The 18,659-nt window shown below is 62.4% G+C and carries 17 protein-coding genes; 6 read left to right on the top strand and 11 right to left on the bottom strand.

All coding sequences use genetic code 11. The features are described 5' to 3' along the window. Both Q0Y09_RS02485 and Q0Y09_RS02480 read right to left on the bottom strand, forming a co-directional pair. Window positions 1-1,811: Clp protease N-terminal domain-containing protein (locus Q0Y09_RS02485; RefSeq protein ID WP_297717070.1), on the bottom strand; the 1,811-nt coding region annotated here is incomplete at its 3' end. A gap of 299 nt (window positions 1,812-2,110) precedes the next feature. Next, complete coding sequence (locus Q0Y09_RS02480) at window positions 2,111-2,539, bottom strand: Hsp20/alpha crystallin family protein (protein WP_297717067.1); 429 nt, start codon at window positions 2,537-2,539, stop codon at window positions 2,111-2,113. A 346-nt stretch (window positions 2,540-2,885) separates the two neighbouring features. Between Q0Y09_RS02480 and Q0Y09_RS02475 the strand changes: the two genes are divergently transcribed. From Q0Y09_RS02475 to Q0Y09_RS02460, 4 genes are all read left to right on the top strand, one after another. Then, window positions 2,886-3,461: a GDSL-type esterase/lipase family protein gene (locus Q0Y09_RS02475; RefSeq protein WP_297717064.1), complete on the top strand. Its 576-nt coding sequence runs from the start codon at window positions 2,886-2,888 to the stop codon at window positions 3,459-3,461. Window positions 3,462-3,588: 127 nt separating this feature from the next. Continuing rightward, window positions 3,589-4,500: a hypothetical protein gene (locus Q0Y09_RS02470; RefSeq protein WP_297717061.1), complete on the top strand. Its 912-nt coding sequence runs from the start codon at window positions 3,589-3,591 to the stop codon at window positions 4,498-4,500. A 137-nt stretch (window positions 4,501-4,637) separates the two neighbouring features. Next, entirely contained in the window at window positions 4,638-6,563 is a 1,926-nt protein-coding gene (gene htpG / locus Q0Y09_RS02465) for a molecular chaperone HtpG (protein WP_297717058.1), read from the top strand. A 342-nt stretch (window positions 6,564-6,905) separates the two neighbouring features. Then, a complete protein-coding gene (locus Q0Y09_RS02460; RefSeq protein ID WP_297717055.1) occupies window positions 6,906-7,136 on the top strand; it encodes a hypothetical protein in 231 nt (76 codons plus the stop codon). A gap of 51 nt (window positions 7,137-7,187) precedes the next feature. Here the strand turns inward: Q0Y09_RS02460 and Q0Y09_RS02455 are convergent, their stop codons facing one another. Further along, window positions 7,188-7,955 carry an ATP-binding protein gene (locus tag Q0Y09_RS02455; RefSeq protein WP_297717052.1) on the bottom strand — a complete coding sequence of 256 codons (768 nt, stop codon included), beginning with the start codon at window positions 7,953-7,955 and terminating at the stop codon, window positions 7,188-7,190. Between the two features lie 296 nt (window positions 7,956-8,251). Between Q0Y09_RS02455 and rplM the strand changes: the two genes are divergently transcribed. Further along, entirely contained in the window at window positions 8,252-8,683 is a 432-nt protein-coding gene (rplM, locus tag Q0Y09_RS02450; protein WP_297717049.1) for a 50S ribosomal protein L13, read from the top strand. 15 nt (window positions 8,684-8,698) lie between these two features. Beyond that, complete coding sequence (gene rpsI / locus Q0Y09_RS02445; protein WP_297717045.1) at window positions 8,699-9,103, top strand: 30S ribosomal protein S9; 405 nt, start codon at window positions 8,699-8,701, stop codon at window positions 9,101-9,103. 164 nt (window positions 9,104-9,267) lie between these two features. Here rpsI and Q0Y09_RS02440 read toward each other — a convergent pair whose 3' ends face one another. The 8 genes from Q0Y09_RS02440 to ilvD all read right to left on the bottom strand — a co-directional run bounded on the left by Q0Y09_RS02440 (window position 9,268) and on the right by ilvD (window position 18,467). Continuing rightward, window positions 9,268-10,938 carry a nucleoside kinase gene (locus Q0Y09_RS02440; RefSeq protein WP_297717042.1) on the bottom strand — a complete coding sequence of 557 codons (1,671 nt, stop codon included), beginning with the start codon at window positions 10,936-10,938 and terminating at the stop codon, window positions 9,268-9,270. A 76-nt stretch (window positions 10,939-11,014) separates the two neighbouring features. After that, window positions 11,015-12,022 carry an asparaginase gene (locus tag Q0Y09_RS02435; protein WP_297717039.1) on the bottom strand — a complete coding sequence of 336 codons (1,008 nt, stop codon included), beginning with the start codon at window positions 12,020-12,022 and terminating at the stop codon, window positions 11,015-11,017. Between the two features lie 27 nt (window positions 12,023-12,049). After that, window positions 12,050-12,655: an NAD(P)H-dependent oxidoreductase gene (locus Q0Y09_RS02430; protein ID WP_297717036.1), complete on the bottom strand. Its 606-nt coding sequence runs from the start codon at window positions 12,653-12,655 to the stop codon at window positions 12,050-12,052. A 12-nt stretch (window positions 12,656-12,667) separates the two neighbouring features. Continuing rightward, complete coding sequence (locus Q0Y09_RS02425) at window positions 12,668-13,798, bottom strand: DUF2812 domain-containing protein (protein ID WP_297717033.1); 1,131 nt, start codon at window positions 13,796-13,798, stop codon at window positions 12,668-12,670. 2 nt (window positions 13,799-13,800) lie between these two features. Continuing rightward, window positions 13,801-15,177: a DUF2812 domain-containing protein gene (locus tag Q0Y09_RS02420; RefSeq protein WP_297717030.1), complete on the bottom strand. Its 1,377-nt coding sequence runs from the start codon at window positions 15,175-15,177 to the stop codon at window positions 13,801-13,803. Beyond that, window positions 15,164-15,496, bottom strand: coding sequence for a PadR family transcriptional regulator (locus Q0Y09_RS02415; RefSeq protein ID WP_297717027.1), 333 nt, complete (start codon window positions 15,494-15,496; stop codon window positions 15,164-15,166). Before Q0Y09_RS02415 ends, Q0Y09_RS02420 begins: the two co-directional genes overlap by 14 nt. A gap of 125 nt (window positions 15,497-15,621) precedes the next feature. Next, window positions 15,622-16,551: a helix-turn-helix domain-containing protein gene (locus Q0Y09_RS02410; protein ID WP_297717024.1), complete on the bottom strand. Its 930-nt coding sequence runs from the start codon at window positions 16,549-16,551 to the stop codon at window positions 15,622-15,624. Between the two features lie 254 nt (window positions 16,552-16,805). Continuing rightward, window positions 16,806-18,467 carry a dihydroxy-acid dehydratase gene (ilvD, locus tag Q0Y09_RS02405; RefSeq protein WP_297717021.1) on the bottom strand — a complete coding sequence of 554 codons (1,662 nt, stop codon included), beginning with the start codon at window positions 18,465-18,467 and terminating at the stop codon, window positions 16,806-16,808. Window positions 18,468-18,659: the final 192 nt, after the last annotated feature.

Genomic DNA, 18,659 nt, shown 5'->3' with positions numbered 1-18,659 from the left:
GGCTTGTCGGGGGCGGCGATGCCGGCCCGGCTTCTCAAAATGGCCTCGCTCACCAGGCGGACGGCCTCGTCCTGGCCCACCGCCCGCTGGTGGAGGATGTCCTCCAGGTGGAGGAGCTTTTCCCGCTCTCCCTCCATCAGCTTGGAGACGGGGATGACGGTCCATCGCTGGATGATGCGGGCGATCTCCTCCTCGGTGACCTTGTCCCGGAGCAGGGAATCCTCCTTGGACTGCTGGGCATAGCCCTCCTCGATCTCCAACTGCTTTTTGAGTTCAGGGATCTTACCGTACTGGAGCTCGGCGGCCTTGTTGAGGTCGTATTCCCGCTGGGCCTTCTCCAGCTGAGCGCCCGCCGCCTCCAGCTCCTCCCGGAGCTTCTGGACCTTGCCGATGGCGTTCTTTTCGTTCTCCCACTGGGCCTTCTTGGCGCTGAACTCGTCCCGCATCTCGGCCAGCTCCTTCTGGATCTCACGGAGGTGTTCCTGGGAGAGGGGATCGTCCTCTTTCTTCAGGGCGGCCTCCTCGATCTGGTGCTGGATGATCTTGCGCTGGATGACGTCCAGCTCGGTGGGCATGGAGTCGATCTCGGTGCGGATCATGGCGCAGGACTCATCCACCAGATCGATGGCCTTGTCGGGGAGAAAACGGTCCGTGATATAGCGGTTGGAGAGGGTGGCGGCGGCGATGATGGCGCCGTCGGTGATCTTCACGCCGTGGAAGACCTCGTAGCGTTCCTTGAGGCCACGGAGGATGGCGATGGTGTCCTCCACACTGGGCTCGCTCACCATGACGGGCTGGAAGCGCCGCTCCAGGGCGGCGTCTTTTTCGATATACTGGCGGTACTCGTTGAGGGTGGTGGCGCCGATGCAGTGGAGCTCGCCCCGGGCCAGCATGGGCTTTAAGAGGTTGCCCGCGTCCATGGCGCCCTCGGTCTTGCCGGCCCCCACGATGGTGTGGAGCTCGTCGATGAAGAGGATGATCTTGCCCTCGCTCTTCCTGACCTCGTTCAAAACGGCCTTCAACCGTTCCTCGAACTCGCCCCGGTACTTGGCCCCGGCGATGAGGGCGCCCATGTCCAGGGCAAAGATGGTCTTGTCCTTCAGAGAGCCGGGAACGTCTCCTTTGACGATCCGCTGAGCCAGACCCTCGGCGATGGCGGTCTTGCCCACGCCGGGCTCGCCGATGAGCACCGGGTTGTTTTTGGATTTCCGGCTCAGGATGCGGATGACGTTGCGGATCTCGTCGTCCCGGCCAATGACCGGGTCCAGCTTGTTCTGCCGGGCCCGCTCCACCAGGTCGGAGCCGTACTTTTTCAGGGCGTCGTAGGTCTCCTCCGGATTGTCGGAGGTCACCCGCTGGTTGCCACGGACGGCGGAGAGGGCCTGGAGCACCCCCTCTTTGGTGATGTTGTAGGTGCGGAAAAGGTCTTTCAGGCCGGGGTTGGCGTGCTCAATGAGGGACAGAAACAGGTGCTCCACCGAGATATACTCGTCCTTCATGCCCCTGGCGATGGACTCGGCCCCGTTCATCACTCTGTCCACATCGGAGGCAATGTAGACCTTGCCAGCCTCCCGGCCGCCGCTCACTGTCACCCGGGGCAGGTCCTCCACCTGTTTGCGGGCGGCGGCCTCAAAGCTGGGGAAGGTGATGCCCATGTTGCCCAGCAGCTGGGGAATGAGGCCGTTTTCCTGCTCCAGCAGGGCGTAGAGGAAGTGGGCCTGCTCGATCTGCTGGTTGCCGTATTCCTGGGCGATGGCCTGGGCCGACTGCACCGCCTCCAGAGATTTCTGGGTAAACTGATTCATGTTCATGAGAAGTCACATCCTTTCGGGTGTCATGCTTTTATTATGTGCGATTCTTTGAGAGAAAAGTCAATGGCTGGGGGCGCCTTCGGCTGCCACGTGGGACGCTGAAGCGCTGCCCGACAGCGTCATCCTGAGCGCAGCGAAGGATCCGTGCCCCCGTCCTTTCTCCTTACGGAAACGCAGGCGGACGAGGGATGCGGATTCTTCGGCCTGCGGCCTCAGAATGACGGGAGAGAGGCGCGTCTGACTTCACCAAACCCAAAAGGAGCCGGTCGGCCCTGCCGACCGGCTCCCTCGCCAGGTCTTTACTCGATGGCGATGCGCTTGGCCTCGGGCACCACAGGCACAGCCTTGGGCAGATTCAGCTCCAGCACGCCGTTGTTGTAGGAGGCGGTGATCCGCTCCTCATCCACGCCGGTGATGTCAAAGGACCGGCTGAAGGACCCGAAGCGGCGCTCCCTGCGGATGTAGCTGCCCTTCTCGTCCTTGTCCTCTTTGTTCTCGCTGTGCTGGGCGGAGATGGTGAGGATGCCGTCCTTCAAATCCAGCTTGATGTCCCCCTTCTGGAAGCCGGGCAGCTCGGCTTCTAAAATAAAACGGTCGCCAGCGTCGCGGATGTCGGTGCGGAAGTCGGGGAGGGTGGCGCTGCTGTTGCCGAAGAATTTGCGCTCAAAATTGTCGAACAGGTCAAAAAAGTTATCGTCATTGCGCTCAAACGGGATCATACCAAACATAAAAAGGGCTCCTTTCAAAAATCAAGGTGTGTTAGCAATCTGGGGAAGAATCTGCTAGAATCTTGCATTTTCCATGAAAACCATCCTCTTTCCGGGGCCGGCCCTCTTGGTGGCGGCCCCATCTCTTTGTTTCTGGGGCTAGTATACGCCTTGACCTGTGAACAAATATACAGACAAATATGTCTAAATTGTAAACATTAGCACTCTTGGATATAGAGTGCTAATGCCTGCATCTGGGAACAGTGCAAGGCTTCCATGTCCGCGCGCAGTTCTTGCGCCGGGGCCGGGGATGGGCTATACTGGAGGGGCATACAGAGGGCGGCGAAGCCGCCCGGGAGGTGGGAACATGAAGCTGGTCTGTCTGGGAGACAGCCTGACCTATGGCTACGGCGTACCCCGCAGAGACTGCTGGGTGAGTCTGGCCGTGGCCCGTACCGGCCACACCCTGGTGAATCGGGGGCTCAACGGGGACACCGCCGGCGGCATGCTCTCCCGGTTCGGGCGGGACGTGCTGGACGAAAAGCCGGACCGGGTGCTGCTGATGGGGGGCGCCAACGACATCATCTTCGGGGGCAGCGATGCCCCCGCACGCTCCGCGCTGGCCGCTATGGCCCATCAGGCGGCGGCCAACCGCATCCGGCCCATGATCGGCCTGCCCCCGCCGGTCTATGCCGAGGGGATTCCCGAGCCCTGGCTGGCCCTCACCGATTATAAAAGGCTCCTGCCGGTGTTTTCCGCCTACCGGGACTGGCTGGTGCGCTTCGCTGGGACCTTTGGCTTCCAGACAGTGAACTTTGCCGTCCCGGGGCTCCTGCCCCCGGAGGGCCGCGCCCACTACCTGGACGGTCTCCACCCGGACAGGGAGGGCCACCGCCTCATGGCCGAAGCCGTGACCGCCGCCTTGCCGCCCTTGAGGGTTTAGGACGGACGGGGCGGTCCCTCTGCCTCCGGCCCGCCGGCTGGAACCCCCTTTGTCACTCATTTGTCACCCGGTTGTCACCCTTTCCCACGCTCCCTGTGGTAAGCTGGAGAGGAAAGGTGGGAGGATCATGAAGAAAACTCTGCTGTCGCTGTTGCTGGCCGGGGCGCTGCTGGCTGCCCTTTGCTGCTGCAGCTCGACGTCGAACCCGCCGCAGGTGACTGCCCCCCCTCCCCATATGGAGCCCATCCCGGAGGAGGATGGGTTGCTGGACCTGCTTTCCGGGCTGACAGAGGAGGACATCGGCCATGTGAGCTGGTACGGCCCCAACGAGCCGCCAGCAGGAGAGGAGGTGGCTGCCCTGCTGAACGAGGCAGCGAGTCACCCCATCGACCATGCTGACCTTACCCTCAATGGATCGGACACTGATGTGGTGTGGTCCCTGGACTGCTACATCGCCCCCAAAGGCCAGGAGGGCTACTCCGGGGTGGATGCCCTCCACCTCCAGGCCGGTCTGGAGACGAATGTAGTGGAGATATTTGGTGGGGAAAACCTGCCCGACGGCAGGGTCCACCTGGAGGATACGGCCCTCTACCAGCTCCTGCGCACCAGTTGTGACCAAGATTTATACATCAACGAGACCTATTACGAGAAGTACCGGGACCTGGTGGACGGCTACTACGACGGCCGGCTGGCGGAGGTCCGGGATGTAGGCTACACCGGCTGGGAGCTCACCGAGTTTCTGGGCGTGCTGGGCACCACCAAGGAGGATGGCAAGGGGGCCGTGGCCTTCCGTATGGGGGCGGCCTTCGTCACTGACCCACCGGAGCTAGCTCCCCATCTGCTGGCCGGCGGGGCCTATGTGGACAGCCGGCTCCGAGTCCACGCTTTGGACTGGCAGAACGTTTACCTGGTGACGTTGGATGACGAGGCAGTGGGGCTCTCCTTCGGAGACGGCGTCATCGACTTCATCAAGACCCACTGGGGAGAGGAGGTAGCCTTGGCCGACCTCCAGGCCGCCATGGACACCTCTGCCGGATAATTTGTAAACATTTCTTGAACCCCCTTGAAAAATCGCCTGCGAAGGACTATGATAGGTTAGCACTCAAAAGTGGAGAGTGCTAACCTATCGTTTTTTAATTTTTAAGAAGATTCACATATATACTGGAGGCATGTACCATGGCGAAGAAACAATTCAAGGCGGAGTCCAAGCGGCTGCTGGACCTGATGATCAACTCCATCTACACCCACAAGGAGATCTTCCTCCGGGAGCTCATCTCCAACGCCAGCGACGCGGTGGACAAGCTGGCCTACAAGGCCCTCACAGATGACCAGGTGGGCCTGAACCGCTCCGACTTCAAGATCCGGCTCCTCCCGGACAAGGACGGGCGCACCCTCACGATCAGCGACAATGGCATCGGTATGACGAAGGAGGAGATGGAGGCCAACCTGGGCACCATCGCCCGCAGCGGCTCCCTCCAGTTCAAGCAGGAGATGGCCGCCAAGGAAGGCGGTGAGGAACAGAACGTGGCCGACATCATCGGTCAGTTCGGCGTGGGCTTCTACTCCGCCTTCATGGTGGCCGACCAGGTCACCGTGCTCTCCAAGGCTTACGGCCAGGACACCGCTTGGAAGTGGGAGTCCTCCGGCGCCGACGGCTATACCATCACCGAGTGCGAGAAGGAGATGGTGGGCACCGACGTCATCCTCCATATCAAGGCCAATGCTGAGGAGGAGGACTATGACCAGTACCTCCAGCAGTACCGCCTGGACGACCTGGTGAAGAAGTACTCCGACTACATCCACTACCCCATCGTCATGGAGATGGAGCACACCCACATGAAGCCCAGGCCGGAGGACGCTGGGGAGGACTACAAGCCGGAGTATGAGACCCACAAGGAGTGGGAGACCCTCAACTCCATGGTGCCCATCTGGCAGCGCCCCAAGAGCGAGGTCAAGCCCGAGGAGTACAACGAGTTTTATAAGGAGAAGTTCGGCGACTGGGAGGACCCCCTGGCCGTCATCCATGTGAAGGCCGAGGGCGCTGTGGAGTACACCGCCCTGCTCTTCATCCCCGCCCACGCCCCCTTTGACTATTACAGCCGCGACTATGAAAAGGGGCTCCAGCTCTACTCCTCCGGCGTCCTCATCATGGACAAGTGCGCCGACCTGGTGCCCGACCACTTCTCCTTCGTCCGCGGCGTGGTGGACTCCCCCGACCTCTCCCTGAACATCTCCAGAGAAATGCTCCAGCACACCCGGGTGCTCAAGGTCATCGCCACCAACCTGGAGAAAAAGGTGAAGACCGAGCTCCTCAAGCTCCAGAAAGATGACACGGAGAAGTACGGGAAGTTCTGGTCCGCCTTTGGCCGGCAGGTGAAGTACGGCGTGGTCTCCGACTACGGCGCCCACAAAGACCTACTGAAGGACCTGCTGCTGTTCTGGTCCTCCAAGGAGGGCAAGAACACCTCTCTGGCCGCCTACAAGGACCGGATGAGCGAGGATCAGCAGTACGTTTATTTCCTCCAGTCTGAGAGCGTGGAGCAGGCCGCCAGGCTGCCCCAGGCCGAGCGCATCCTGGACAAGGGCTACGAGATCCTCTACCTCACCGAGGAGGTGGACGAGTTCGTCATGAACACCCTGGGTGAGGTGGACGGCAAGGCCCTCAAGAATGTCAATGACGACGATGCCCTCCCCCAGTCCGACGAGGAGAAGGCTGAGACCGAGAAGAAGACCGAGGAGAGCAAGGATGTGCTGGACTTCGTGAAGGAGACCCTGGGCGAGCGGGTCAAGGAGGTCCGGGTCTCCAAGATCCTCAAGACCGCCCCGGTATGCATGACCGCCGACGGCCCCGTCTCTCTCGAGATGGAGAAGTACTTCCAGAAGATGGACCCCAACGCCGCCAAGGAGATGAAGGCCGCCCGGGTCCTGGAGCTCAACCCCGACTCCGGCGCCTTCGCCGCCCTCCGCTCTGCCATTGGGGAGGACCAGGAGAAGGCCAGGACCTACGCCGAGCTCCTCTACCAGCAGGCCCTCCTCATCGCCGGCTTCCCCCTGGAGGACCCCGCAAGCTATACGGAGCTGGTCTGCTCCCTCATGAAGTAAGACGGGTAAAAGTGGATAAAAGAAACACAAGGCGCGGCGGGAAGTATCCCGCCGCGCCCTTTTATAACCTGCACAAAAGTTGTGCTACCAACAATGAAATTTTGTAAAAAACGATGAACGCAACTAGAAATAGCTTCAAACGAAAGTAGAAATAGCTTCTAATTTTAGTTATCCTGCCCATTGTGCGAGAAAAAGACGCGTGGTATACTTTGCCTGTCAAAAGGGCGAGGGTCCCAGGCAACATCTCCCCTTTGGCCGCTGCGTCCATCTGCACTGGGAGGATGAAGGTGCGGAAGGAGACGCGGCAAGTGACCACAGCCTTTCGTCAGGAGGTAAACAGCAATGATCGTACCGATTCAAATCGACTCTATTGAGGAGCTCTACCGTTTGCAGCAGCTGGCCTGCAAGGCGGATGAGCCTGTATATGTCCACTCCCCGGATGGGGCCATCATGGTGGACGCCCGGTCCTCTCTGGGCCTGTTCACCCTGGACTTCACCAAGCCGGTGAATCTGGTCACCGATTCCCCCTATGTGCTCCGTAAGCTGGGGGTCCGGTCCGGGGTGCGCGGCTGAACAAACAGCAAAAACCGCCGCCGACTTTGAGTCGGCGGCGGTTTTTCCATGTCAGAGGGCGTCGTCCTCGGCCAGAGGGCGGCGGCGGTGCTCCTGGGGGCCCCAGGCGGGAAGGGGGAGCCGCTGCATGGCAGAGAAGACCTTCTCCCGCAGGTCGGGGTAGTCTTTGGAGAGGGTGCGGATGAGCTCCTTGACCTCCTGGCGCTTGGTGTAGCCGTCGGCAGGGCAGGGGTTGAAGACCACCGGCAGCCCCTCCGCCTCGGCGGCTCTGCGCAGCATCCACTCTGAGCAGTAGAGGAGGGGGCGGATCTGGGTGATGCCCATGCGGTCCAGATAGGTCACCGGCTGGAAGCAGGAGAGCCGCCCCTCATAGAAGAGGGAGAGGAAGAAGGTCTCGACGGCGTCGTCAAAGTGGTGGCCCAGGGCGATCTTGGTGATGCCCTGCTCCCGGATGGCGTTGTGGAGGGCGCCCCGCCGCATTTTGGCGCACATGGAGCAGGGGTTCTTCTCCTTGCGGAGGTCGAAGATGATGTGGTGGATCTCGGAGGGGAGGATGGTGTAGGGGACGCCCAGTTTTTCGCAGTAGGCGGCCACCGGGGTGAAATCCATGCCTGCGCCGCCGTCTACATGGCCCATATCCAGAGTGAAGGCCTCCACAGTAAAGGGCTTGGGATAAAAAGCCGCCAGCCCGGCCAGGGCGGCCAGGAGGGTGAGGGAATCCTTGCCGCCGGAGACCCCCACGGCGATCCGGTCCCCGGCCTGGATCATATCATAGTCTTCCACACAGCGGCGGGTATAGCTCATAATTCGGTTCAGCATCAGTGATCCTCTCTCTACTTTGTAAGCATTGCGGCTATTGTACCACAACCGGGGCCGGAGCGCCAGACAGGATCTGGGAAGAAAAAATGAAAATTGAAAACGAGAAAATGAGAGTATGGGAGAGTAAAGGAGAGAAAACAAGAGATTGAAAAATATAAATGAAAAAAGTTTTGAAAAGCGGTTGACACCGCCCGGTACTTGGGTTATAATACAACACGCTCCACTTCATAAGAGTGGGGCGTTGATTGTGTTTAGACCAAATTTATCTCATAGAAGTACAAATTGGAGGTTAGACCATGTCCACTTTTATGGCCAACAAGGGCAACATCGTCCGCAAGTGGTACATTCTGGACGCGGCTGGCAAGCCCCTCGGTAAGACCGCTGCCACCGCTGCCACTCTGCTGCGCGGCAAGCATAAGCCCGAGTACACCCCGCACGCCGACTGCGGCGATTTCGTCATCGTCATCAACGCCGAGAAGGCCGTTCTGACCGGCAAGAAGCTGGAGCAGAAGTACTACCGCACCCATTCCGGCTACCCCGGCGGCCTGCACGAGACCAAGTACCGTCTGCTGATGCAGGACAAGCCTGAGCTGGCCATGAAGCTGGCCATCCGCGGCATGATGCCCCGGAACATCATCACCAAGGACTCTCTGTCCCGTCTGAAGATCTATCGCGGCGCTGAGCACATCCACGCGGCTCAGAAGCCCGAGGCCTGGACTCAGGAATAAGGAGGAATTTCGAAGATGTATAAGAGCAAGAAGCCTTACCACTACGGTACTGGCCGCCGGAAGTCCTCCGTGGCCCGCGTCCACCTCTTCCCCAACGGCACCGGCGCCATCACCATCAATGGCCGCGACATCGACGATTACTTCGGCCTTGAGACCCTGAAGCTCATTGTGCGTCAGCCCCTGGTCGCCACTGAGAACATGGGCAAGGTGGACATCGTCGCCACCGTCGCCGGCGGCGGTGTCACCGGCCAGGCCGGCGCTATCCGTCACGGTGTGGCCCGCGCCCTGCTGAAGATGAACGAGGAGTACCGCCCCGCCCTCAAGAGCGCCGGCTACCTCACCCGCGATCCTCGTATGAAGGAGCGTAAGAAGTACGGTCTGAAGGCCGCCCGTCGTGCTCCTCAGTTCTCCAAGCGCTGAGTTTACTGTTTTTGTCTCAAACCCCGGAAGCTGCAAGGCTTCCGGGGTTTTTGCGTCTATTGGGGTATGGAATTTATCTATGTAAAAAGCCCGGCTTTGCCGGGCTTTTTACATAGATGGAGCAGCGTACAGCGTTTCGAGCCGCCGGAGCGTGGATGGCGCGCTCAGACCTGATAGCAGCCGCCGCCGATGAACTCCCGCATCAGGGAGGTCTTGGGGACGTCATCGGCGGGCAGGGGCAGGGAGTAGCTGAGGAATTTCAGCAGACGCTTTGCCTCCAGATACTCCTCGCAGTCCCGGGGCACGCCGAAGAGCAGCGGCTCCACATAGGGGCGCAGCAGGGCGGTCTCATAGATCAGGGCAGAGTTGAAGATGCGGTCGGCGCTGTCCTGATAGGGGAAGATGTTCCGCTCCTCCCCCCTGCGGACAGAGGGCCACATACGGATGGTGGCCCGGGCGCCGTAGCCCCTGGTGCGGGCATCCCGCTCGATGCGCCGCAGCAGGCGGGCGTCGGTGGTGGGGATGCGGTTGTGGTCGTCCACGTTCAGGGTGGTCAGGCAGCTGATGTAAATTTTATATTTGCTCTCCTTGGGCAGGGCATGGGTGAAGGACTCGTTGAGGCAGTGGATGCCCTCAATGACCAGAATATCCTGGGGGCCAAGGGTCAGGGTGTCGCCGTTATATTCACGGACGCCCTTGATGAAGTTGTAGCGGGGCAGTTCCACCGTCTCGCCCCGCAGCAGGCGGGACATGTCGGCGTTGAACTGCTCCACATCCATGGCGCCCAGCCCCTCGAAATCGTACTGACCATTCTCGTCCCGGGGGGTGTCCGCCCGGTTTTTGAAGTAGTTGTCTGTCGCGATGGGGTGGGGATGCATCCCGCAGGCGATGAGCTGGGTGGACAGGCGGTGGGAGAAGGTGGTCTTGCCGGAGGAGGAGGGGCCCGCGATCATGACGAAGCGGACGTCCTTCCGGGCGGCAATCTCATGGGCGATGTCGCCGATCTCCTTTTCCATCATGGCCTCCCGGGCCAGGACCATCTGGGTGGCCTGCCCCTCGGAGATGGCGGTGTTCAGCTCGCCCACGGTGGAGATGCCCATGGACATGGCCAGGTCGGAGGCGTCGTGGAGGGTGCGGAAGACCTTGGCGGAGGGCTGGAACTCCGCCAGTCGGGCGGGATCGGCCTGATCGGGCAGCCGCAGAACGAAGCCGTCCTCGTATGGCTCCAGACCGAAGCAGGTCAGGTAGCTGGTGTCCGGCACCATATAGCCGTAAAAATAGTCGGTGAAGCCGTCCAGGGTGTAGAGGTTCACATGGGAGCTGATGCGGTAGCTGAGCAGCCGGGCCTTGTCAGGCATGCCGTTTTTCTGGAAAAAGTCCACCGCGTCCCATGTGTTGACCGAGTGCTTTTGAATGGGCAGGGCCAGGGATACCAGCGCCCGCATCCGGGCCTCCACCTGTTCCAGCAGCGCCTGGTCCAGAGAGAACCGCCCCGCAGCCCGGACAAAGAGGGCGTGGCTGATGGAGTATTCCACCGTGACCCGGTCAATCTGCGCCCGGCCCACCACGTCGTAAAAAGCCTTGAGCATGAGAAGGACCGCGCTGCGCTCATAGGTCTGCATGCCGGGCTTGTCCACCGTGGTCACCATCTTCAAGGTGCAGTCCCGGTCCAGGGACTTGGACAGCTCGCAGAGCCTGCCTTCCCGGTTCACCAGAAGGATCCGGTGGGGATACTGTGCCTGGACGTCCTCCGCGATGGTCTGGTAGCGGGTCCCGCGGGGATAGCTGCGGTCCACGCCGTCGATCCTCACATGCAAATCGGTTGTCTGTTCCATACTGTTCCTCGCTTTCTGTGCTGTGCTTTCGTGGATACGGGCTGTAAATGACGCTTATGGGGGGGAAGCTGGGGGGCTACTGCCGCTGCCCGGCGGCCACTTCGCCGCAGAGACTGCGGCTGAAATAGTCCCGGATGGCGGCGGGGTCGGAGGTCTGGCCCAGCACCCACATGAGCTTGGTAACGGCGGCCTCGGTGGTCATGTCCCAGCCCTGGAGGACCCCCTGGGCCAGGGCCTTCTGCCCGGACTGATAGAGGGTGAAGTCGCTGCTCTCATAGAGACACTGGGAGCAGACCACCACCGTCATCCCCGCCTGGGCGGCGCTGTGGAGCTTGGAGATGAGGTCACGGCGGATGAAGTGGAGCCCGCCAGCTCCGAAAGCCTCAATGACCACGCCCCGGTAGTGCATCTGGTGGAGCATATCGAAGATCTCCGGGTCCAGGCCGGGGGTGAGCTTGATGAGGAAGACATCCCGGCACAGCTCGCTCCTGAGCACGCAGTCCCCGCCGGCGCGGGGGGGCAGGGCGGCGGGGGCGATGTGGAGCCCGCCGGCGTCCACGTTCCCCACCAGGGGCCAGTTGACGCTCTCAAAGGCGTCAAAGTCCTTGGTGCGGGTCTTGACCGCCCGGCAGCCCAGAATGACCTTCCGGTCAAAGGCCACAAAGACCCCGGCTGCGCCGGAGCAGGCCATGGCGAAGGCGATGCGCAGGTTTTCCAGGGCGTCGGTGAGGGGGTGCTCAATGGGGAGCTGGCTGCCGGTGAGCACCACCGGGATGGGGATGCCCCTGAGCATGAAGCTGAGCATGGAGGCGGTGTAGGCCATGGTGTCGGTGCCGTGGGTGACCACAATGCCGTCATAGCCCGCCCGCTCGGCGTACACCGCCCGGGCGATGAGCTGCCACTCCTCCGGCTGGATGTTGGAGGAGTCCAGGTGCAGGATGTCCCGGACGGTGACGGTATAGCTGTCGGTGAGGAAGGGGATGCGCCGGGCCAGGTCCTCCCCGTCCATGCCGGGGGCCAGACCCTCGTCGGTGGGCCGGGAGGCGATGGTCCCGCCGGTGGTGAGCAGCAGGATGTGCTTCATAGATGCTCGATCTCCTTTTTCATGTGCTCAGAAGGAGGCGGCCAGGGTCTCCGCCTCTCCCATGGCCTGGGCCAGGAGGGCGGCCTTGTCGTTGCGGACGTCGTCCAGGCCCTCAGCGCATAAAAGCTGGAAGCTGGGGATGCCGTACATGGCGCACAGGGCCTTGAGGTGCCGGGCCCCCGACTCCATCCATTCGGTCTCCGGCAGGGAGAAGTTGCCGCCCCGTGTGGTGATGAGGAGCAGCTTTTCCGCCCGGCTCAGGCCGACGCTGTTGCCGTCGGCGTCGTAGCCGAAGGTGATGTCGCACACCGAAATGCGCTCCAGATAAATTTTCAGGATGGCGGGGTAGGAGAGATCCCAGAAGGGGGCGGCGATGACGATGCTGTCCGCCCCGGCAAACTGGCGAGCGGGGGCAAAGCTGGGATCGTCCAGCTTTCCGGCGTTCCACAGCTCATCCCGGCGGGCCAGTACCTCGGGATATTGGGGCTCCAGCCGGTCAGCCATCAGGTCCCGCTCGGTGACGGTGACCTCCGGGTGGATTTTGGCGTATTCCGAGAGAAAATGACGGGCCAGGGCCAGGGTGCGGGACCGCTCCCCCCGGACACAGGCGTTGACAAACAGCAGTTCAGACATGGTGATGACCTCCTATTCGTTCAATAGCTCTTCCAGTATACCCCGGTATTCCTCCGCTGTCCAGTCCACAGGGCCGGACAGCCGGAGGGCGGTCTTTCCCTCCCGGAGGACCAGGACATAGGAACCAAGTGTTTCATCGGGCTGGCAGATCCAGCTCTCCTCAAAGCCCAGCGCTACCGGGGTGAAAGGATCGTCCTCCATGAGGGCCTGGGCGGCCCAGGAGGCCAGCCCCTTCGAGCAGCACCGGTAGAGGTCGGTACGCAGCCAGCCGGATTGGGCGTTTATCCGCTCTGCCAGCTCCCGATATTCCCACCGCTCCACCAAGATAGTGCCGGTGTGGGAGCCCAGGTCCACGCCGGAGCCGGAGTAGGTGAGGCCCACATCCTCCGCCATCACCACAGGTTCGTTCCGCAGGGTCTCCCGCTCTTGGTAGTCATAGGAACCATCCAAACCGGGGAGAAAGGACAGAACCACATTCAGGATGAGCAGCAGTTTGACGAGCATGGAGACGGTAAACTCCGCCACGCCCCGCCGCCAGGCCCCCTTGGGGTCGGCGTCGGGCAGACCCTCCCGCCGGGATCGGAAGTAGTAGAGGGGCAGGGCGGTGAGCTCCCACAAAATGGAGACCAGGAGGATAGGGAGGAGGGCCAGGCGGAAGAGACCCCACCAGGAGGAGAGCAGGGAGAGGAAAAAGAGGGGGAGGTCGGTGGGGGGCATCTGATAACCGAAAAGCCAGACCAGCAGGGCCACAGCCGCCAGAGAGACGGCCAGATTCGTCAGCCAGGTCCGCCAGAAGTAGCGCCGGCCAAACCGTTGCCGCTCCAGGTCGGCGTCGGTCTGAATGGGGACGGGGGCGGCATCGGGCAGAGAGGAGAAAAGATCCATGCACCGGACGGTGCCCTCCCAGACCCAGCCTGCCTGTTCCAGAAAATCCCGGTAGTCCTGGTCCGCTGTGCCGCCGGAGATGTCCACACAGTATCGGAGGTCGGTGCGCTCCGTCCGCCGCAGACAAATCAGGTAGCCCCACAGGGTGGTCTCATTGGCGTACTGCCAGCCCTGGGCAGCTTTCTGGTTGAGCCAGACCTCCGCCGCCTTGTAGTCCATGGGGAGAAAGGGAAACAGGACCCAGTTTTCTTTTTTCATGGTCACACCTCCTGGTCAGACGATAAGAGGGAGAGGAGCCGGTCGACCTGAGACCGGGGGATGGGGCCGGAGCGGGTCTCCACCATCACCACGGTCTTGCCGGAGCGGAGGAGGAGCAGGGAGTCGGTCTTGCCGCCGCCCAGGTCGGCCTCCTGGAGCCACACGTCGGTATATCCCTCCAGGGGCGGATACCAGGGTTCCCGCAGCAGATCCTGCACCAGCCGGGAGAGCCATTCCCAGCGGGCGGTGTAGCAGTCCACCAGATAGCCCCCGCCCATAGGGACCAGGTAGGGCCGTCCCAGCCAACTCCGGCGGACTGAGTAGCTGGTCCCGAAATCCTCCTCCGTCTCCTCACGCCAGCTCTGGTGCCGCAGACCGAAGGAACCCTCGTCCGAAGCGGAGGCGTAGAGTGGACCATCGGTGAAATGAAGGCCGGAGCGGTTTCGAAAATCCTGGTCCTCACGCTGTGCGCCGGAGACAAAGGTTTTATTTTCCAGCACGGGGGCGGGCATGAGACGGTCAGTCAATGGAGTGAGAAATGCGGCGAAGAGGACAGCGGAGAGGATCAGGGCATTGAGGACTGTGTTGATGGGACTGTTGATTGGGCTGCGCCCCTCCTTGTCCCTGCGGTGCTGATGAAAGGACAGACCCAGCAGGCTTCCGATGAGCATACCCAGGGCGGTACTCAGCCGCATATGCAGGCCGGCGTCCAGCAGGAAGCAGATGAGGACGGCCACGCCCCAGAGCCGGCAGAGCAGGCACAGCCAGGCCGCCGCCCCGGCGCTCCTTTGGCCGGGGACAGGCAGGGGGCCGCCCGCCGCCCGGTCCCACTGCCGCAGCCGCAGCAGGAGACGGCCAGTCCAGAGCAGCCAGCCTGTCAGGATGGCGGGGAGGGAGAGAAGGAGGGTAAGGCCGACGTTGGTGAGGAGGACGGCCATGAGGGCGCTTCGCCAGGACCCCTCTGAGACCAGCAGCCACAGAGCGGCCAGAACCAGGAGCAGGCCCAGCAGAACGGCCCAGCTTTTCAGCCCGCAGAGCAGCACCTCCCGCCGGAAGCGGCGGGCCTCCTCCACCCCGTCGGTCTGGATGGGCGGGGTGCCGATGGGGGCCTTGTAGAGGTTGAAGGCCCCCACCTTCTGGACCAGGGTCCATCCGGCGTCGGCGCAGAGGGCCAGGTAGTCGGGCCGCTCGCTGTAGCCGGGGCGGCTCCAGTCCACGCACCAGGCTGACCGCGTGTCGGCGGGGACAAAACGGGCAAAGGCGCCCAGATAGACCCGGTCCAGGGTCCAGCCCTCCGCCGCGCGGCGGTTGAGAAGGGCTTCGGCGGCCTTGATGTCCATGACGGGGTAGGTGAACAGGGCCCAGCTAGTCGTTTTCATGGTCGTCCTCCTCTCTGAGTACCCGAACGCCGTCGGCCACCTGCCGACGGAGCCGGTCAAATTCCTCCTCCAGCACCTTCCGCCCCTCGTCGGTGAGGCGGTAGCGTTTCCGGTTCTCCTCCTCGGCGGCGAGCTGGATGAGCCCCTCCTTTTCAAAGCGGGAGAGCAGGGCGTACAGGGTCCCCGCTCCGATGGCCACCCGCCCCCCCGTGAGCTCAGAGACATACTGCATGATGCCGTAGCCGTGGCGTTCCTTCGTGAGGGAGAGGAGGACATAGTACATCTGCTCTGTCAGGGTATCCAGCTTCTTTCGGGCCATGTCCTCACCTCCAAACTATATCGAATATCGGTATAATCATAGTATAACGATATTCGATATAAGTCAATAGAGAAGCGAAAAAAGCCCGGACCCTTTTGAAAAGGGCCCGGGCGAAGCGGTACGGGTCAGGAACCATAGGTCTTGAGGGCGTAGTGGAGGAGCAGACCGTTGTCGGTGGGGGAGAGGGTCAGCTCCAGGGTCATGCCGTAGGGCTTTGCCTGGAGCAGCGCCCGATAGGTCCCGTCCTCCAGCAGCTCCAGGCTGCTGAGGGTGTAGACATCATCAGAGGTGGTGAAGGCGCCGCACTCCGGGTAATAGCCGCCGCTTTTCAGCGGAAACTGTTCTGTCCCCTGGGCGGGAAGCTCCCCCTCATAGCCGAAGAAACGGGCCAGGTAGTCGGCCACTGTCTGGGGGGGCATGATGTCGCCGTTGCTGCACCCGGAGCGGTAGCACCACAACAGCACATCGTCCCAGTCAGAGAGAAAGGCACCGTCCTGATAGTCGGGGAGGAAGCGGAGGACGTACTGCTGGGCGAAGTAGGAAAAATCATCCCTGAGCTGCGCTGTGAGCTCCACTGGGCCGGGGGCCTGCTCCGGTAGGGCGGCCAGCTTGTCGGAGACCTTCAGGGCATCGTCGGCGGCGGTGGTCACCTTGATGCCGCTAGGGGTGGTGTAGCTGATCCGGTGGGCGGACAGAGTTGTAGAGACAGTGGCATCCGGGACAGGTTCCGGCGGAGTGCGGCTGGACCACAGTCCCAGGCCCGCGCCCAGACAGAAGGCGGCGCAGAGGGAGAGGGCCAGGACGGGACGGGGGAGGGTCCGCCGGGGCCTGCGACGCGGCAGGGCTTCTACGCCGCACAGGGTATTCAGGTTGGTGCCCAGGGCGGTGGCGATGGAGCGGAGCATGTCCAGGTCAGGGACGGTTTGGTCCCGCTCCCAGTTGGAGACAGCCTGGCGGGTGACAGAGAGAGCCTGGGCCAGCCCCTGCTGGGAAAGACCGGCGTCCCGGCGCAGCTGGGCCAGACGGACGCCGAAGGATTCCGTTTGATTCATCATAGGAGCACCTCCTTGATGCCAGTATAGCGCCTTCCGACACATTTTGAAAAGCAATTCATGCGAAAATGGGGGGCAACGATCTGTTGCGGGGGGAAAAAGACCGGGCCGGGTCATAGGACCCGGCCCGGCGGTAGGGAGCGGCACACCGAATGGAAAAGTCTTCTACTGCGTTGGTCGTCGTGCATCGAAGTTCTGTTTCGGGGACACAATCAGAGCGGTAACAAAAATTCTTTTTCTCTCGAGAAAAAGAACAGTTACTCCAATACAGCGCCGCGGGCGGCGGAGGTGACCAGCTTGGCGTAGCGGCGGAGGTAGCCGGTCTGGACCCGGGGCTCGGGGCAGACCCACTTGGCCTTCCGCTCAGCCAGGGTGGCCTCGTCCACCAGCACGTCGATCTTGCAGTTGGGAATGTCGATGGCGATGGTGTCCCCCTCCTCCACGAAGGCGATGGGCCCGCCCAGGGCGGCCTCGGGGGAGACGTGGCCGATGGAAGCGCCGCGGGTGGCGCCGGAGAAGCGGCCGTCGGTGATGAGGGCCACCGACTTGTCCAGGCCCATGCCGGCGATGGCGGAGGTGGGGTTGAGCATCTCCCGCATGCCGGGCCCGCCCTTGGGCCCCTCATAGCGGATGACCACCACGTCGCCGGAGCGGATCTTACCGGCATAGATGGCGGCGATGGCGTCGTCCTCGGAGTCGAAGACCCGGGCGGGGCCGGTGTGGACCATCATCTCCTCGGCCACGGCGGACTGCTTGACCACGCAGCCCTCGGGGGCCAGGGAGCCCTTGAGGACGGCGATGCCGCCGTAGGGGGAGTAGGGGTTGTCGATGGGCCGGATGATCTCGGGGTCGGTGTTCTCCACCCCCTCCAGGTTCTCAGCCACCGTCCTGCCGGTGACGGTGATGCCGGAGGTGTCCAGCAGGCCCTTTTTGGTGAGCTCCTTCATGACGGCGTAGACGCCGCCGGCCCGGTCCAGGTCCTCGATGTAGGTGTCCCCGGCGGGGGCCAGATGGCAGAGGTTGGGGGTTTTGCGGCTAATCTCGTTGGCCATGTCGAAGGAGAGCTCGATGCCGCACTCGTGGGCGATGGCGGGCAGGTGGAGCATGGAGTTGGTGGAGCAGCCCAGAGCCATGTCCAGGGTCTCGGCGTTGTGGAAGGCGGCCTCGGTCATGATGTCACGGGGGCGGATGTCCCGCTTCACCAGCTCCATGATCTGCATGCCGGTGTGCTTGGCCAGCCGCAGCCGGGCGGAGAGGACGGCGGGGATGGTGCCGTTGCCCCGCAGGGCCATGCCGATGCCCTCGGTGAGACAGTTCATGGAGTTGGCGGTATACATGCCCGAGCAGGAGCCGCAGGTGGGGCAGGCGTTGTTCTCATAGTCCTCCACGCCGGCCTCGTCCAGCTTGCCGGCCTTGTAGGCCCCCACCGCCTCGAACATATGGCTGAGGCAGGAGCGGCGGCCATCGCCCAGACGGCCGGCCAGCATGGGCCCGCCGGAGCAGAAGATGGCGGGGATGTTCAGCCGGGCGGCGGCCATCAGCAGCCCCGGCACATTCTTGTCGCAGTTGGGGATCATCACCAGGCCGTCGAACTGGTGGGCCATGGCCATGGCCTCGGTGGAGTCGGCGATGAGCTCCCGGGTGACCAGGGAGTACTTCATGCCGATATGGCCCATGGCGATGCCGTCGCACACGGCGATGGCGGGGAACTCGATGGGGGTGCCGCCGGCCATGCGGATGCCGGCCTTCACCGCCTCGGCGATTTTGTCCAGGTTCATGTGGCCGGGGACGATCTCGTTCTGGGAGCAGACCACGCCGATGAGGGGCCGCTCCAGCTCCTCCTTGGTGTAGCCCAGGGCATAGAAAAGGGAGCGGTTGGGGGCGCGCTCCACGCCTTTGGTCACGTTGTCGCTGCGCATGGTTCAGTCTCCTTTGCAATTTAATGTGGAAAAGTTTAAGGGTATTATAACACAGGTGCGGGACAGTGACAATGCGGAATTTTCCTTGCGGGCGGGGGTGTCCGGACAGAAACCGTTGGTGGGCCCCCTCCGGGCAGGAAGGGGGCAAACCATTGGGGCCCAAGGACTCTACCGGCAGTCGGTTGACAGCTT

It is taken from the genome of Intestinimonas sp. (genome assembly GCF_026169115.1).
GTDB lineage: Bacteria > Bacillota > Clostridia > Oscillospirales > Oscillospiraceae > Intestinimonas.
This window is presented reverse-complemented; position numbering and strand designations above follow the sequence as displayed.

Excerpts from the sequence above, each read along its gene's own strand:
- Q0Y09_RS02480 (WP_297717067.1), bottom strand. The coding sequence starts at position 2,539 with ATGTTTGGTATGATCCCGTTTGAGCGCAATGACGATAACTTTTTTGAC.
- Q0Y09_RS02440 (WP_297717042.1), bottom strand. The coding sequence starts at position 10,938 with ATGGAACAGACAACCGATTTGCATGTGAGGATCGACGGCGTGGACCGC.
- Q0Y09_RS02460 (WP_297717055.1), top strand. The coding sequence starts at position 6,906 with ATGATCGTACCGATTCAAATCGACTCTATTGAGGAGCTCTACCGTTTG.
- htpG (WP_297717058.1), top strand. The coding sequence starts at position 4,638 with ATGGCGAAGAAACAATTCAAGGCGGAGTCCAAGCGGCTGCTGGACCTG.
- Q0Y09_RS02435 (WP_297717039.1), bottom strand. The coding sequence starts at position 12,022 with ATGAAGCACATCCTGCTGCTCACCACCGGCGGGACCATCGCCTCCCGG.
- Q0Y09_RS02415 (WP_297717027.1), bottom strand. The coding sequence starts at position 15,496 with ATGGCCCGAAAGAAGCTGGATACCCTGACAGAGCAGATGTACTATGTC.
- ilvD (WP_297717021.1), bottom strand. The coding sequence starts at position 18,467 with ATGCGCAGCGACAACGTGACCAAAGGCGTGGAGCGCGCCCCCAACCGC.
- Q0Y09_RS02420 (WP_297717030.1), bottom strand. The coding sequence starts at position 15,177 with ATGAAAACGACTAGCTGGGCCCTGTTCACCTACCCCGTCATGGACATC.
- Q0Y09_RS02410 (WP_297717024.1), bottom strand. The coding sequence starts at position 16,551 with ATGATGAATCAAACGGAATCCTTCGGCGTCCGTCTGGCCCAGCTGCGC.
- rpsI (WP_297717045.1), top strand. The coding sequence starts at position 8,699 with ATGTATAAGAGCAAGAAGCCTTACCACTACGGTACTGGCCGCCGGAAG.
- Q0Y09_RS02430 (WP_297717036.1), bottom strand. The coding sequence starts at position 12,655 with ATGTCTGAACTGCTGTTTGTCAACGCCTGTGTCCGGGGGGAGCGGTCC.
- Q0Y09_RS02425 (WP_297717033.1), bottom strand. The coding sequence starts at position 13,798 with ATGAAAAAAGAAAACTGGGTCCTGTTTCCCTTTCTCCCCATGGACTAC.
- Q0Y09_RS02470 (WP_297717061.1), top strand. The coding sequence starts at position 3,589 with ATGAAGAAAACTCTGCTGTCGCTGTTGCTGGCCGGGGCGCTGCTGGCT.
- Q0Y09_RS02475 (WP_297717064.1), top strand. The coding sequence starts at position 2,886 with ATGAAGCTGGTCTGTCTGGGAGACAGCCTGACCTATGGCTACGGCGTA.
- Q0Y09_RS02455 (WP_297717052.1), bottom strand. The coding sequence starts at position 7,955 with ATGCTGAACCGAATTATGAGCTATACCCGCCGCTGTGTGGAAGACTAT.
- rplM (WP_297717049.1), top strand. The coding sequence starts at position 8,252 with ATGTCCACTTTTATGGCCAACAAGGGCAACATCGTCCGCAAGTGGTAC.